At 71.6% G+C, this 15,105-nt stretch carries 12 protein-coding genes; 5 read left to right on the top strand and 7 right to left on the bottom strand.

Features of this window, described 5'->3' with window-relative positions; translation table 11 throughout:
* Nucleotides 1-179: 179 nt before the first annotated feature.
* On the bottom strand, nucleotides 180-947 hold the full coding sequence (locus tag ACLB9X_RS25460; protein WP_410362715.1) for a hypothetical protein: 768 nt from the start codon (nucleotides 945-947) through the stop codon (nucleotides 180-182).
* A gap of 451 nt (nucleotides 948-1,398) precedes the next feature.
* Entirely contained in the window at nucleotides 1,399-3,216 is a 1,818-nt protein-coding gene (locus ACLB9X_RS25455) for a phosphoenolpyruvate carboxykinase (GTP) (RefSeq protein ID WP_410362714.1), read from the bottom strand.
* Between the two features lie 226 nt (nucleotides 3,217-3,442).
* On the opposite strand from ACLB9X_RS25455, the gene trhA reads away from it, so the two are divergent.
* Complete coding sequence (gene trhA, locus ACLB9X_RS25450; protein WP_410362713.1) at nucleotides 3,443-4,120, top strand: PAQR family membrane homeostasis protein TrhA; 678 nt, start codon at nucleotides 3,443-3,445, stop codon at nucleotides 4,118-4,120.
* A gap of 64 nt (nucleotides 4,121-4,184) precedes the next feature.
* Nucleotides 4,185-4,817 carry a TetR/AcrR family transcriptional regulator gene (locus ACLB9X_RS25445; protein ID WP_410362712.1) on the top strand — a complete coding sequence of 211 codons (633 nt, stop codon included), beginning with the start codon at nucleotides 4,185-4,187 and terminating at the stop codon, nucleotides 4,815-4,817.
* 58 nt (nucleotides 4,818-4,875) lie between these two features.
* On the opposite strand, the gene ACLB9X_RS25440 is transcribed toward ACLB9X_RS25445, so the two are convergent.
* The gene (locus ACLB9X_RS25440) at nucleotides 4,876-6,894 is read right to left on the bottom strand and encodes a thioredoxin domain-containing protein (RefSeq protein ID WP_410362711.1); all 2,019 of its coding nucleotides are present in this window, start codon (nucleotides 6,892-6,894) and stop codon (nucleotides 4,876-4,878) included.
* A 247-nt stretch (nucleotides 6,895-7,141) separates the two neighbouring features.
* Between ACLB9X_RS25440 and ACLB9X_RS25435 the strand changes: the two genes are divergently transcribed.
* Nucleotides 7,142-10,345 (top strand): tetratricopeptide repeat protein, encoded by a 3,204-nt coding sequence (locus ACLB9X_RS25435; RefSeq protein WP_410362710.1) that lies wholly within the window; start codon nucleotides 7,142-7,144, stop codon nucleotides 10,343-10,345.
* A 316-nt stretch (nucleotides 10,346-10,661) separates the two neighbouring features.
* Here ACLB9X_RS25435 and ACLB9X_RS25430 read toward each other — a convergent pair whose 3' ends face one another.
* Complete coding sequence (locus ACLB9X_RS25430; protein WP_410362709.1) at nucleotides 10,662-10,901, bottom strand: hypothetical protein; 240 nt, start codon at nucleotides 10,899-10,901, stop codon at nucleotides 10,662-10,664.
* Nucleotides 10,894-11,775 carry a mycothiol conjugate amidase Mca gene (mca, locus tag ACLB9X_RS25425; RefSeq protein ID WP_410362708.1) on the bottom strand — a complete coding sequence of 294 codons (882 nt, stop codon included), beginning with the start codon at nucleotides 11,773-11,775 and terminating at the stop codon, nucleotides 10,894-10,896. The genes ACLB9X_RS25430 and mca overlap by 8 nt, the downstream gene beginning before the upstream one ends.
* Nucleotides 11,776-11,871: 96 nt before the next feature.
* On the opposite strand from mca, the gene ACLB9X_RS25420 reads away from it, so the two are divergent.
* Both ACLB9X_RS25420 and greA read left to right on the top strand, forming a co-directional pair.
* Entirely contained in the window at nucleotides 11,872-12,279 is a 408-nt protein-coding gene (locus tag ACLB9X_RS25420) for a DUF4307 domain-containing protein (RefSeq protein ID WP_410362707.1), read from the top strand.
* A gap of 175 nt (nucleotides 12,280-12,454) precedes the next feature.
* Nucleotides 12,455-12,952: a transcription elongation factor GreA gene (gene greA, locus ACLB9X_RS25415; RefSeq protein WP_365993898.1), complete on the top strand. Its 498-nt coding sequence runs from the start codon at nucleotides 12,455-12,457 to the stop codon at nucleotides 12,950-12,952.
* A gap of 88 nt (nucleotides 12,953-13,040) precedes the next feature.
* On the opposite strand, the gene ACLB9X_RS25410 is transcribed toward greA, so the two are convergent.
* Complete coding sequence (locus ACLB9X_RS25410) at nucleotides 13,041-13,892, bottom strand: ABC transporter permease (RefSeq protein ID WP_410362706.1); 852 nt, start codon at nucleotides 13,890-13,892, stop codon at nucleotides 13,041-13,043.
* A complete protein-coding gene (locus ACLB9X_RS25405; protein ID WP_410362705.1) occupies nucleotides 13,889-14,914 on the bottom strand; it encodes an ATP-binding cassette domain-containing protein in 1,026 nt (341 codons plus the stop codon). Before ACLB9X_RS25405 ends, ACLB9X_RS25410 begins: the two co-directional genes overlap by 4 nt.
* Nucleotides 14,915-15,105: the final 191 nt, after the last annotated feature.

The raw sequence follows: 15,105 nt of genomic DNA, 5'->3' as shown, positions 1-15,105 counted from the left end.
CGGCCGGGGGGGTGGATTCTCTTCCGACGCTCGGATCGCGGGCGATGAGCAGGCACCACATGCCGTGAGGCGACGCGGCGGGCGGAATGCGGACGGTGCCCGCGAGGCCGAAGCCTCGGGGGCACCGTCGCTCATTCCGGATGAGGCGGACAACTGACCGCAGCACCGGTCAGTCGGAGTTACGGCACGACAGCGCAGACGGCGAACGCCTGGAAGCCCTCAGGGGGGGCGACCGTGTGGGCCTGCCACCCGGTGGCGGGGGCCCCGATCGCGGCGAAGACCGGGCTGTTCCGGTCGACGGTGGTGCCGTCGGCCGCTTGGTATCCACCGCCGGTGGCCACGTCGTTGTCGAAGCACAGGGCCGTCGACGTGGCGACGTCGGCCTCGCCGGCCACCACATAGGTGTCGAGCGTGCCCGGGTCGCCCTGAGCGCCGGTCTCGCCCTGGAAGCCCTGCGGACCCTGGGCACCCGTGTCGCCCTGCGGACCCTGGGCACCCGCGTCACCCTGGAAACCTTGGGCACCCGCGTCTCCCTGCGGACCCTGGACGCCCGGGTCTCCCTGGGCACCCGTCGCGCCCACGTCTCCCTGCTCGCCCTGGGCACCCTGGGCGCCGGTCGCGCCCGGGTCTCCCTGCTCGCCCTGGGGGCCCTGAGCGCCCGTGGCCCCCGGGACGCCCTGGAAGCCCTGGGGACCCTGGTGACCCTGGTGACCCTGGAAGCCCCGGGGACCCCGCTGGCCCCTGTCGCCCTTCTCGCCCTTCCCCTTGTCCTTGTCCTTGTCCTTGTCCTTGTCGCGGTCGGCACTCAGGGCACCGTTCGGGCCCGGCAGCCCCACGCTGTGCTCGGTGCCGGACCTGTGGATCGCGTCGGCGATGGCCTGCGTGCTCGGGACCACGTTGAGCACCACGGCAAGCGCACCCGCGGAGACCATGGTGACGGACTTCACGCGGGAACTTCGGATCGTTCTACGGCTCACCAGAGAACCTTTCTCATGAGACTTGAAGTGACCAATCCGCAGGCGCGCGCACTCGAGAAAGCGCGCTCGGTACGCATGCGTGTCACGTCGCCGATGGCCACGGACAGGGGGATTCTTCTCTCGCGGGACCGAATTCCGGCGGAATCGCCCCGCGTTGCGGACGAAGATCACTCGGGCGGCCGTCATGCAGAAATGACCCGTCAGGCTCGGCTTTCCTTGCGCTTGTTGACTGACGGATTGGCGACCCGACAGGCGGGCGCCCGCCCCAGCCAGGAGAATTTTCCGCATGGCATCCCCACCGGTGAATTACTCATGGCGCGGACACGGTATGCCGCCGGAATCCGGTCCTCATCCAGCAGTGCGGGCGCGAAAAGGCCGGGGCCCCGTACGCCGTTGTACGGGGGCCCCGGCCGGGAGCGGGTCAGCCCAGGCGGGAGACCAGGGCGCGGTACTCGTCCCACAGCTCCTTGGGCGTGTGGTCGCCGAACGTGTTGAGGTGCTCGGGGACCAGGGCCGCCTCCTCGCGCCACACGTCGGCGTCGACCTTGAGCAGGAAGTCGAGGTCCTCCTCGGGCAGGTCCAGGCCCTCGGTGTCGAGCGCGTCACGCGTCGGCAGGATGCCGATGGGGGTCTCGACGCCCTCGGCCTTGCCCTCCAGGCGCTCCACGATCCACTTCAGGACACGGCTGTTCTCGCCGAAGCCGGGCCAGACGAACTTGCCCGCGTCGTTCTTGCGGAACCAGTTCACGTAGTAGATCTTCGGCAGCTTGGACTGGTCCGCGCTCTTGCCGACCTTGATCCAGTGGGCCATGTAGTCGCCCATGTTGTAGCCGCAGAAGGGCAGCATGGCGAAGGGGTCGCGGCGCAGCTCGCCGACCTTGCCCTCGGCGGCGGCGGTCTTCTCCGAGGCGACGTTCGCGCCGAGGAAGACGCCGTGCTGCCAGTCGAAGGACTCGGTCACCAGCGGGACGGCGGAGGCGCGGCGGCCGCCGAAGAGGATCGCCGAGATCGGCACGCCCTTGGGGTCCTCCCACTCGGGCGCGATGATCGGGCACTGCGAGGCGGGGACGGTGAAGCGCGCGTTGGGGTGGGCGGCCGGAGTCTCCGTGTCCGGGGTCCAGTCGTTGCCCTTCCAGTCCGTGAGGTGCTTCGGCTCCTCCTCGGTCATGCCCTCCCACCACACGTCGTTGTCGTCGGTGAGCGCGACGTTGGTGAAGACCGCGTTGCCCCACAGGGTCTTCATGGCGTTGGCGTTCGTGTGCTCGCCGGTGCCGGGCGCGACGCCGAAGAAGCCGGCCTCGGGGTTGATCGCGTAGAGCCGGCCGTCCTCGCCGAAGCGCATCCAGGCGATGTCGTCGCCGATGGTCTCCACGCTCCAGCCGGAGATCGTGGGCTCCAGCATGGCGAGGTTGGTCTTGCCGCAGGCGGACGGGAACGCGGCGGCGACGTACTTGGCCTCGCCCTGCGGCGGGGTGAGCTTGAGGATCAGCATGTGCTCGGCCAGCCAGCCCTCGTCGCGGGCCATGACGGAGGCGATGCGCAGGGCGTAGCACTTCTTGCCGAGCAGGGCGTTGCCGCCGTAGCCGGAGCCGTACGACCAGATCTCACGGGTCTCGGGGAAGTGCGAGATGTACTTGGTGGAGTTGCACGGCCACGGAACGTCCGCCTGGCCCTCCTTCAGCGGCGCGCCCAGCGTGTGGACGGCCTTGACGAAGAAGCCGTCGGTGCCGAGCTCCTCGAGGACCGGCTGTCCCATGCGGGTCATGGTGCGCATGGAGACGGCGACGTAGGCGGAGTCGGTGATCTCGACGCCGATCGCGGACAGCGGCGAGCCGAGGGGGCCCATGCAGAACGGGACGACGTACATCGTCCGGCCCTTCATCGAGCCGCGGAAGATCCCCTTGTCACCGGCGAAGATCTCTTTCATCTCCGCCGGGGCCTTCCAGTGGTTCGTGGGGCCGGCGTCCGCCTCCTGCTCGGAGCAGATGAAGGTGCGGTCCTCGACGCGGGCGACGTCGGTGGGGTCGGATGCCGCGTAGTACGAATTCGGGCGCTTGATCGGGTCCAGTTTCCTGAAGGTCCCCTTGGCCACCAGCTCCTCGCACAGCCGCTCGTACTCGGCTTCGGAGCCGTCGCACCAGACGATCTCGTCCGGCTGCGTGATCGCCGCGATCTCGTCGACCCAGGCGATCAGCTTCTGGTGGTTGGTGGGCAGGGGAGCCGCGATGTCGCGCGCCACGATCGCTCCTAAATGAGGGGTTATGGGTTGTTGCCCCGTGGGGGCTGCGACCCGGATGCTTCGGCCTACTTGTGGCTGGCGCTCATCCGGTGCCGACGGCACTCATCTGATCATCGGCGTCCAGTGCCCATATGTCCAGAGGACCTCTCACGTGAGCATCACCACGGACGCGTGAGCATGGCCACTCCGCCCTGCTGGTTACGGTCGCGTAGGTAACATGCCCGGCATGACTGCAGCCTCGCCCGAAGTGACGGAGATCGACCCCCCGCCGGTGAAGCCCCGGCTGCGAGGCTGGCTGCACGCCGGTATGTTCCCCGCTGTCCTGATCGCCGGAGTCGTCCTCACCGCGCTCGCCGACTCCACCCGCGGACGCATCGCCTGCGCGATCTACGTCCTGACCGCCTGCCTGCTGTTCGGCGTCAGCGCCCTCTACCACCGGGGCACCTGGGGACCGCGGGCCACCGCCGTACTGCGCCGGCTCGACCACGCGAACATCTTCCTGATCATCGCGGGCACCTACACGCCCCTCACCCTGCTCCTCCTCCCCCACACCACCGGCCGGGTCCTGCTGTGCGCGGTGTGGGCGGCGGCAGTGGCGGGCATCGTCTTCCGGGTGTTCTGGGTCGGCGCCCCGCGCTGGCTGTACACGCCCTGCTACATCGCGATGGGCTGGGCCGCCGTGTTCTTCCTGCCGGACTTCCTGCGCGAGGGCGGGATCGCCGTCCTGGTGCTGGTCATCGTCGGCGGGCTGCTCTACAGCGCGGGCGGCGTGATCTACGGGATGAAGCGGCCGAACCCCTCGCCGCGCTGGTTCGGCTTCCACGAGGTCTTCCACTCCCTGACGCTCGCGGCGTTCATCGTCCACTACGTCGGGATCTCCCTGGTGGCGTATCAGCACTCCTGAGGCGGAAGCCCGTCGTACGCGGCCCCGGTCCGGACATGGCCGGGGCCGCGGCGCATGCCCGACAATGACGCCCATGGCCGCCACCGCACGTACCCCGCTGGACCAGCACGGACGGCAGCTCGGGCTGCGGGAGCGGAAAAAGATCAGGACCCGGATCGCGATCCGCAAGGCCGCCTACCGGCTGATCTGCGAGCAGGGGTACGAGGCCACCACCGTGGAGCAGATCGCCGCGGCCGCGGAGGTCTCCCCCTCCACCGTCTTCCGCTACTTCCCCGCCAAAGAGGACATCGTCCTCACCGACGCGTACGACCCGGCGATGGTGGCCGCCCTGCGCGCCAGGCCCGCCGACGAGACGCCGATCGCCTCCCTGCGCGCCGTCCTCACCGAGGCCGTCGCCTCGACCGCCGAGCTGGAGCCCGAGGAGCTGCGCCTGCAGGCCCGGCTCATGACGGAGGTCCCGGCCCTGCGGGCCCGGATGACCGAGACGCTGGCCGAGACCTCGCACGCGCTCGCGGCACCGATCGCCGACCGGGCCGGACGCGCGTCCGACGACCTGGAGGTGCGGGTCGTCACCGCCGCGGTGACGGGGGCCCTGCGCGAAGCCGTGCTGTACTGGGCCGAGCACGGCCAGAAGGACGACCTGGTCGGGCTCGTCGACCGCACGCTGGACGCGCTGGAGCGCGGCCTGCGGCTGTGAGCCCGGCGGCCGGCCTGCCCCCGGCCCGCTCACAGGCCGTGCGGGTGGCGGGCGATGTTCAGCCGGTAAGCTTGCGGCCCAGTTCCGACGCGTCCGTGGTGGGTGCGTCGCACACGAAGGCGCGGCAGACGTAGGCGGCCGGACTGCCGTTCACCAGCGGGCGGTCCCGCAGGAGCGGGAACTCGTCCCCGTCCGCCTCGCCCGCCGCCACGACCGCGCCCGGGGCCGTCGACAGCAGCGCCACCCGGTGCAGTTCGCGGCGGCGCGGGTCGTCCTGCGCGCCCACGACCGCCACCTCGCGTGGCCCGTCCAGCAGCGCCTCCGCCACTGCCAGCCCCCACCCGATGAAGCGTGGCGCCCGGGGCCCCAGCGCCTTGACCACGCCCAACGCGCCTTCGGCGACGGTGCGATGGACCTCGGAGCCGGTGTGGGCGGCGTACGACAGCAGGGCCCCGGCCGCCGCTGACCAGCCGGAGGGGGTCGCGCCGTCGGTGGGGTCCTGGGGCCGGCGGATCAGCTGCTCGGCGTCGTGAGCGGTGTCGTAGAACGCCCCGCCCTCGCCCCGGAACCGGTCGATGACCATGTCCAGCAGGAATCCGGCGAACTCCAGCCACGTCCCCTCGCCGCTGACCGCGGCGAGCGCGAGGAAGCCCTCGGCGACGTCCGCGTAGTCCTCCAGGACACCCGCGTTCGCGCCGGCGCGGCCGTCCTTGGACGTGCGGTGCAGGCGTACGCCGCCGGCCGAGAAGTCCATGTGCAGCCGCACGAGCAGGTCGGCGGCCTCCGTAGCACGCTCCACCAGGTCCGGGCGGTCGAAGTACGCGCCCGTCTCGGCGAGCGCGGCGATCGCGAGCCCGTTCCAGGCGGCCACCACCTTGTCGTCCCGGCCGGGCCGGGGCCGCTCCTCCCGTGCCGCCAGCAACCGGGCCCTGAGGCCGGGGTCGGCCTCGGCACCGGGCAGCTGCAGCACGGACGCGCCCTCCTCGAAGGTGCCCTCCTCGGTCACCGCGTACAGCTCGATCGCCCGCCCGGCGTCCTCCTCCCCCAGCACCTCGCGCAGCTGCGCGGGCGTCCAGACGTAGAACGCGCCCTCGGCGTGTCCGCCCTCGGGTGTGTCGCTGTCCGCGTCGAGCGCGGAGGCGAACCCGCCCTCGGCCGTGCGCAGTTCGCGCACCATGAAGTCGGCGGTCTCCAGCGCCACCCTCTTGGCGAGGTCGCTGCCCGTGGCCCGCCACAGGTGGGCGTAGACCCGGCAGAGCAGCGCGTTGTCATAGAGCATCTTCTCGAAGTGGGGCACCACCCACTCGCGGTCCACCGAGTACCGGGCGAACCCGCCGCCGAGCTGGTCGTAGATCCCGCCGCGCGCCATCGCCTCGCAGGTGTCGGCCGCCATCTGCAGCGCTCCTTCGGCGCCGGTGCGGGCGTGGTGGCGCAGCAGGAACTCCACCGCCATCGACGGCGGGAACTTCGGCGCGCCGCCGAACCCGCCGTGCCGCTCGTCGTACTCCCGGGTCAGTCCGAGCAGCGCCTGGGCGAGCTCCTCCTCGCCGGGCACACCCTGGCCGCCGTGGGCGAGCGAGCGCCCCGCGAGGTCGCGGGTGATCCTCTCCGCGACCTCGGTCACCTCGGCCCTCCGGTCCCGCCAGGCGGCCGTGACGCCCTCCAGCACCTGCTGGAAGGAGGGCATGCCGTGCCGGGGCGCGGGCGGGAAGTACGTACCGAAGTAGAACGGCTCCCCGTCCGGGGTCATGAACACGGTCATGGGCCAGCCGCCCTGGCCGGTCGCGGCCTGTACGGCCTCCATGTAGACGGCGTCGACGTCGGGCCGCTCCTCGCGGTCGACCTTCACGGCCACGAAGTGCTCGTTCATCACCGCAGCCGTCGTGTCGTCCTCGAACGACTCGTGCGCCATGACGTGGCACCAGTGGCAGCTCGAGTACCCGACGCTCAGCAGCACCGGCACCTCCCGCCTGCGCGCCTCGTCGAACGCCTCGTCCGACCAGGGCCACCAGTCCACGGGGTTCTCGGCGTGCTGGAGCAGGTAGGGGGAGGTGGCCTGCGCAAGTCGGTTCGGCATACCTCCATCCTCGCGCACGCGACGGGGTCGCGCCCGCACGGCACGGGGCTCCGGGCGCCCGTGGCGGCGAAGGCGACGCCACCGATCAGGCGGCGGGGTGCCGAAGCCCGGCCCGAGGCGGACCTCGGGGCGCTCCGACGACGGCTCCCGCCCCGCAGCCCTCCCCCTCCCCTCCCGTCCGCAGCACACTTGACGCCGCAACAAGTGGGTAGACGAACGGAATTGGCGCACTTCTAGGGGGACGTACATGCGGGAGAGCCACCGGGCGGAAGCGGAGCGGCTGTTGGGGCGCGCCGTCGAGGAAGAGGTGCGGCGGACCGGCGGGCGGACGGACGGCCGGATCCTGCTCGGTCGCGGGCAGGCCGCACTGGACGGCATGGCCGCGGCCGCCGCCGAGGAGTACGCCGCGTACGAGCGGGCTCTCGCGGAGGCCGAGGCGGGGCAGCCGGCGCTGTCCGAGCGGTTCAGCAGGCGGAATCTGTCGACGCCCGCGCTGGTGACGGCGGTCGCGGCCGTCGCGGCGATCGGCGCGGACGTCGCGCTGGGCACCGCGACCGGCACGGCACTCGGCGCCGGGGCGGTCGTCGCGGTCGCGGGGGCCGCGACCACCGTCGCCAAGGTCACCGCGTCGCACTGGCCGGCGGCGCACCGCAGGGCGGGCGCGGCCGGGCAGCCGGGCGGCGTGGAGCAGCTGCGCCTGCAGTGGCTGACGGCGCTGGAGGTACGCGGCATCCGGCCGTTCCTGGACCACCAGCGGATGCTGGCGTCCGCGGCACGGCCCGCGAAGAAGGCCGCGGCGGCACCGCAGTTGCGCGGCGCCGACCGCAGTGCGGCGGCACGCCGCCGGTCGGTGCTGGAGCAGTCGTTCGCTCATCTCCCCCAGCCCGACGGGCCGTTCGCGGGACGGCGCGAGGAACTGACGCAGATCGCCCAGTGGGTGCACGCGGCGCGCGCGTCGACGCGGACACGGCCGACGGTCGTCGTGCTCCACGGCGAGCCCGGCTCGGGGCGTACGACCCTGGCGGTGCGGGCGGCGCACCATCTCAAGGACCAGTTCCGGGGCGCGTGCGTGGTGGATCTGCGCGGCGAGAGCGGACATCCGCTGTCGACGCGGGACGCGCTGCTGCATCTGCTGAACCGCCTCGGCGCGCCGCGCGAACAGCTGCTGTTCCGGAAGCGGTCGTCGCCGGAGCAGCAGGTGCGGCGGCTCGGCGAGCTGTACCACCAGCATCTGACGGGCCTGCCCGTGACGGTCGTCCTCGACGACGCGAGCGACGCCGAGCAGGTGCGGACGCTGCTGCCGGAGCGTTCGGACAGCCTGGTGCTGGTGACGTCGCGCCGCCCGCTGGAGCTCCCGGACGACATCCCCGCCTGGATCCACCGGCTCCCGGTGGACGCCCTGGACGCGGCGGGCGCCGACGAGCTGCTGAGGGCCGCCGCCGCGGAGTCCTCGGCGGCACCGTACGACGCCCAGGCCGCCGACGCGGTCCGTGAGCTGTGCGGCGGGCTGCCGCTGGCGCTGCGGATCGCGGGCTCGTCCCTCGGCGAGCGCAGCCCGGACCGGCTGGCCGCGGACCTGGGGGCCTACGGGCCGGTGGACCCGGTGGAGCGCGCCGTGTGGCTGCGGTACACCGACCAGTCCGAGCAGGCCCGGCGACTGCTGCGCCGCCTGGCGCTGGCCGGGCGCGCCTCGCTCGGGGCGGCGGCCGCGGCGGCGCTGCTCGGCGCGGACGAGCAGGAAGCGCAGCGGCTGCTCGTGACGCTGGCGCGGGCGGGTCTCGTCGACCATGTACGGGCGAGCCGTTACCGGCTCCACGACGTCGTGCGGGCCTTCGCCCGCGCCCGGCTGCTGGACGAGGAGGACGCCAAGGAGCGTACGGCCGCGCAGGAGCGGCTGATCGGGAACTACGCGGACCTCGCGGGTGCGGTGATCCGCATGGTCGACGGGAAGATGTCGACCCGGGCCGGCCGGTTCGGCGCGCACGGCTTCACGTCGCTGGACGCCGCGCTGCGCTGGCTCGACGACGAGTCGAGCTTCATCACCTCCGCGCTGCGGCACGCCGAGGGCGTCGACCAGCAGGCCGTGCTCGGACTCCTCGGCGCGCTGTGCGACTACTGCCTGCTGCGCGGCGACCTGTACCGGCTGGGCGAGCTCACGGAGCTGTCACAGGCGGTGGACCAGGGGCTGCTGGAGCGTTCGGTGCGCTGGCGTACCGGTATCGCGGCCCGCCAGCTCGGCGAGCTGGACAAGGCGCGGACGACGCTGTCGTCCGTCGTCGGCCTGTACCGGGAGGCGCAGCACGACGCGGGCGCGGCCCTCGCGCTGTGCTCGCTCGGCATCACGCTGCACCACCAGGGCAACCTGACGGAGGCGGCGGCGAAGCTGCACGAGGCGATCGAGCTGCAGTCCTCGCCCGAGCAGGCCGAGGACCGGGCGTGGTCGCTGCACGCCCTGGCCGCGGTGGAACGCGACCGGGCCAACCTGGCGGAGGCGCTGCGGCTGCTGGAGACGGCGCTGCGGCTGCACCGCGAGGGGGAGTCGCTGCACGGCGAGGCGTGGACGCGGTTCCAGCTGGGGCAGGTGTGCCTGCGCATGGGGGACGTCGCCGACGCAGAGTCGGCGCTGCGTACGGCCCTCGACCTGTACGGCCGCACCCGCGACGACCGCGGCGAGGCATGGGCGCTGACCCAGCTGGCGCGGGCCCGGCTGGTGGACGGCGATCCGGGCGCGGCGGTCGACCAGCTCCGCGCGGCGCTGTCCCGTCACCGGGACAACGAGGACGCCCGCGGCGAGGCGTGGACGCTGTACTACCTGGGCCAGGCCCTGGAGGAACGCGGCGACCGGGACGAGGCGGTGCGCGAGCTGGAGCGGTCGCGGACGATGTTCTCGCGGATGCGGGACGTGTACGGGCTGGCCTGCGCGCGCCACCACTCGGGCCGGGTCACGCGCGACCAGCGCGCCGCCCAGACGGGCAACCTGCGCAACTCGGGCTTCGCCCGGCAGCTGCTGATGGACGCCCGCGCGGACTTCGCGCGCATCAAGGTGGCTCACGGCGAGGCGTGGACGTGCCTGGAGCTGGCCGTGATCGACGCGGGCAACGACCGGGCCCCGCAGGCGCTGGCGCAGTGCGACGAGGCGGCGGAGCTGTTCGCGTCGTACGAGGACCGCCGCGGCGCGGACTGGGCGGCGTTCCTGCGCTGCACGCTGCTGCCGTACGCGTCTCCCGGCGGGACGGAGGTGGGCACGGTGGTGGCGCAGGAGGAGCTGGCCGAACTGATGGCGTCCCCGCACGCCTTCCGGGACGCGAAGCTGGAGGACTGCGCGGAGGCGCTGGCGGTGATGCTCGACCGCGGCGTCCGCCTGGAGGACGGCTGGCAGGCCTGGCACCTGGGCCTGGCCCCGACCAGGCACGCGCGGGAGGTGATGGGGGTCCCGGTGGAACGGAAGTAGGCGACGGGGGGCGCGACCGCGTCGCCGCCCGCCGTCGCGCTGATCGGGGCCGCGGGCCCCACAGGCTCGTCCGGCACGGGAACGCGGACCCGGTCCCACCCGGCCGCCCGGCACCGCGCGGCCGGGACTCCACCCCAGCCCGTCCGGCACGGGAAACACAGACCTGACGCCCCGGGGCGAGCGGGGGTTCCGGTGCCGGGCCCGGCTGCGCCGGGGGCCGCTTCGTCGGCGGCTTTCCGCCGCCGGATGCGGCACGCCCTGCGGGCGTGTCCTCAAGCGCCGGACGGGCTGGAGTGGGGCGCAGCCGGGACGGGGGTCAGGCCGAGCCGGGGGCCTGCTTGCGGGAGGTGCCCTCGGGCGCCTCCGGCTCCTCCTCGAAGTTCACGCGGCCCATGTGCCGGTTCATCGACTTCATCAGGGCCCACACACCGACCGCCAGCGCCGCGAACACGAGAAAGCCCAGGACACCAGGGGTGACCTTGTTCTCGTCGAGTTCCTTGGCGAGGGTGGCGACGTGCGTCATGGCGAGGTTTGCGCTTGCGCTCATGTCAGGCATTGTCCCGGATGCCCGTGAAGAGGTCGTCCTCGGGGAGGGACGTGGCGACGAGCGACTTCGCCAGCTCGTACTCCTCCGTCGGCCAGACCTCCTTCTGGATCTCCATCGGCACGCGGAACCAGCCGCCCTCCGGGTCGATCTGCGTGGCGTGCGCGATCAGAGCCCTGTCGCGGACCTCGAAGTACTCGGCGCACGGCACGTGCGTGGTCAGCGTGCGCTCGGCGCGCTGGAACTCCTTCCAGCGCTCCAGCCACTCCCCGTACGGGGACTCCAGGCCGCGCGAGAGCAGCGCCTCGTGCAGGGCGACCGTGCGCGGGCGGTTGAAGCCCTGGTTGTAGTAGAGCTTCTGCGGCTGGTAGGCCGTTCCGTACTCGGACTCGGGAAACTTCTCGGTGTCCGCCGCGCCCTCGAACGCCACCATCGAGATCTTGTGGGTCATGATGTGGTCGGGGTGCGGGTAACCGCCGTTCTCGTCGTAGGTCGTGATGACCTGCGGACGGAACGCGCGGATCTTGCGCACCAGTTCACCCGCCGCCTTGTCGATGTCCTCCAGCGCGAAGCAGCCCTCGGGCAGCGGCGGCAGCGGGTCGCCCTCCGGCAGGCCGGAGTCGACGAAGCCGAGCCACTCCTGCTTGACGCCGAGGATCTCCCGGGCCTCGTCCATCTCCTTCCTGCGGATCTCGTGGATGTTCTCCTCGATGTAGGGGTCGCCCTGGAGCTTGGGGTTGAGGATGGAGCCGCGCTCGCCCCCCGTGCAGGTCACGACCAGCACGTCCACCCCCTCGGACACATACTTGGCCATCGTGGCCGCGCCTTTGCTCGACTCGTCGTCGGGGTGGGCGTGCACGGCCATCAGTCGAAGCTGCTCAGTCAAGACTCGATCCTCAATGATTCGTCGCGTCGTGCGGCTTCTATAGTGACCGAATCGGCGGACGGAAAATTCCTGCCACCGGCACTCGAGAGGACGATCATGGCGGCTGTGCGCGAGGAGCTACCGCAGGGGCGTTACGGCCGCTCCGCGGACGAGCGTGCGGACCGCAGGCTCAAGATCCTGGGTGCCGTGCTGGGTGCCTGGCTGCTCGCGATGATCGGCTGGTTCGGCTACGACTACATCGCCGGCCAGAAGATCAGCGCCGAGGTGATCAAGTTCGACGTCGTCGAGGGCGCGAACGAGGTCCAGGTGCACCTGGAGGTGCGCAAGGACGAGGATGCCACCGGCACCTGCACCCTGCGCTCGCTCTCGGAGGCGGGCGCCGAGGTGGGCCGCCTGGACGTGCGGATCGGCCGTACGGGCGAGAGCCGGATCGACCAGGTCGTGAAGATCCGTACGACCGAGCAGGCGACCAGCGCCCAGCTGGTGGGCTGCAGCGCCGCCTGACCGGGCGGTGCCACCGGGCGCGTCACCCGTGTGACCAGGCCTTTTTCGTCCTGATCGTTTTTGTCCTCCCCCTTTCGCCCCGGAATTGTTAGGCTCGTGGTTTCGCCCGCTCGGGACGGACAATCCTTCTGAGTAGGGCGATGCTTTGTATTCCCAGTACCTACGAGGAGCACCTGTGACCCAGACCAGCGACAACGTCACCTGGCTCACCCAGGAGGCGTACAACCAGCTCAAGGCCGAGCTGGAGTACCTGTCTGGTCCCGCGCGCACGGAGATCGCCAAGAAGATCGAGGCGGCCCGTGAGGAGGGCGACCTGCGGGAGAACGGCGGGTACCACGCGGCCAAGGAGGAGCAGGGCAAGCAGGAGCTCCGTGTGCGCCAGCTGACCCAGCTCCTGGACAACGCGAAGGTCGGCGAGGCCCCCGCGGACGACGGCATCGTCGAGCCCGGGATGGTCGTCACGATCGCCTTCGACGGCGACGAGGACGACACCCTGACCTTCCTCATGGCGTCGCGGGAGTACGCGAGCTCGGACATCGAGACCTACTCGCCGCAGTCGCCGCTGGGCGTCGGTGTGAACGGCAAGAAGGTCGGCGACGAGGCCGAGTACGAGCTGCCGAACGGCAAGAAGGCCATGGTGAAGATCCTGGACGCCAAGCCGTACACCGGCTGAGCCCCCGCATCGCACGGCGAAGGGGCCGGACCGCGCCAGGCGCGGTCCGGCCCCTTCCCGTTGTCCGCTCGTCCCGGGCCGGGGCCGCTCAGGCGGTCGCCGAGCGGTACTTGCGCACCGCCAGGGTCCGGAAGACCACGATGATCAGGAGCGACCAGAGGAGCGAGGCGATCACGGGGTGCTCCATCGGCCAGGCGTCGGACTGCGACGCGCCGGGGTTGCCGAAGAGTTCACGGCATGCCTGGACGGTGGCGCTGAACGGGTTCCACTCGGCGATGGGCTGCAGCCAGGAGGCGAGCTTGCTGGAGTCCACGAAGGCGGTCGAGATGAACGTCACCGGGAAGAGCCAGATCAGGCCGCCGGAGGTGGCCGCCTCGGGCGTACGCACCGACAGTCCGATCAGGGCGCCGATCCACGAGAAGGCGTAGCCGAGGAGCAGCAGCAGGGCGAAGGCGCCGAGGGCCTTGACGACGCCTTCGTGGGCCCGCCAGCCGACGAGCAGGGCGACGACCACGAGGACGACGACGGTCAGCGCGGTCTGCACGAGGTCGGCGAGCGTACGGCCGGTGAGGACCGCGCCGCGGGCCATCGGCAGCGAGCGGAACCGGTCGATGAGTCCCTTGTGCATGTCGTCGGCGATGCCCGCGCCGGCGCCCGCCGTGGCGAAGGTGACGGTCTGGGCGAAGATGCCGGCCATCAGGAACTCGCGGTAGATCCCCGGGGAGGTCGACTGGCCGATCTGCATGGAGCCGCCGAAGACGTAGCTGAACAGCACCACGAACATGACCGGCTGGATCATGCCGAAGATGATCATCTCGGGGATCCGGGTCATCCGGATCAGGTTCCGCTTGGCGACGACGAGCGAGTCGCTGACCGACTGCCCGATGCCGCCGCGCGGCCGGGGGGCCACGGCGGTGGCGGCGTCCACTGAGGTGCTCACTTCGCGTTCTCCTTCCGGTTCTTGCGGCCCTGGGCCTGACGGGGCCGGGCGTCGGGCACCTCGTCGTCGGTCTCGTCGGTGACCTCGGCCGCGTGGCCGGTCAGCGAGATGAACACGTCGTCGAGGGTGGGCCGGCGCAGACCGATGTCGTCGATCTCCACGCCGCGGGAGTCGAGGTCACGGATGACCTCGGCGAGCAGCTTGGCGCCGCCGGTGACCGGGACGGTCAGCTTGCGGGTGTGCTCGGCGATCGTGACCTCGCCCTTGCCGTAGCCGGCGAGGACCTCGCGGGCGGGGCCGATCTCGTCGGGCTCGTGCACGACGACCTCCACGCGTTCGCCGCCGGTACGCGCCTTGAGCTGGTCGGCGGTGCCGCGGGCGATGACCTTGCCGTGGTCGACGACGCAGATGGTGTCGGCGAGGTGGTCGGCCTCCTCCAGGTACTGCGTCGTGAGCAGCAGGGTCGTACCGCCCCTCACGAGCTCCTGGATGACCTCCCACAGCTGCTGACGGTTGCGCGGGTCGAGGCCGGTCGTCGGCTCGTCCATGAACATCACGGGCGGCGAGACGACCAGTGCGGCGGCCAGGTCGAGCCGCCTGCGCATGCCGCCGGAGTAGGTCTTGGCGGGGCGGTCGGCGGCCTCGGCGAGGTTGAAGCGGTCCAGCAACTCGCCGGCGCGGATCTTCGCGTCGCGCGCGTTCATCTGGTAGAGCCGACCGACCATCTGGAGGTTCTCCCGGCCGGTCAGGTATTCGTCGACGGCGGCGAACTGGCCGGACAGGCCGATGGACCTGCGCACCTCGTTGGGGTGCTTGAGCACGTCGATCCCGGCGACGACGGCGGAGCCGCTGTCGGGGCGCAGAAGGGTGGTCAGCACGCGCACGGTGGTGGTCTTGCCGGCGCCGTTCGGGCCGAGAAGTCCGAGAACCGTGCCTTCCGGGACGTCGAGATCGACGCCGTCGAGTGCCCTGACATCGCCGAAGGTCTTCACCAGACCTTCGGCGTGGATGGCGCCTGGCATGGGGGTCTCCCAGGGAACAGGTGGATGGGTCACTTCTGGACGAGAGCATGCATAGGGCCGCGAACCCACGCAGGTGGATGCGGTCACATGATGAGAGTATCGCGATACATCGCGTCTCATCAAGCGATTCACGGCATCCCGAGAGTGCGGATGCCGCGAGTTGGCTGCGGGAGCGCCCGCCGACCGGGCGG

The organism is Streptomyces sp. 5K101 (assembly GCF_046506645.1).
Taxonomy (GTDB): Bacteria; Actinomycetota; Actinomycetes; order Streptomycetales; family Streptomycetaceae; genus Streptomyces.
This window is presented reverse-complemented; position numbering and strand designations above follow the sequence as displayed.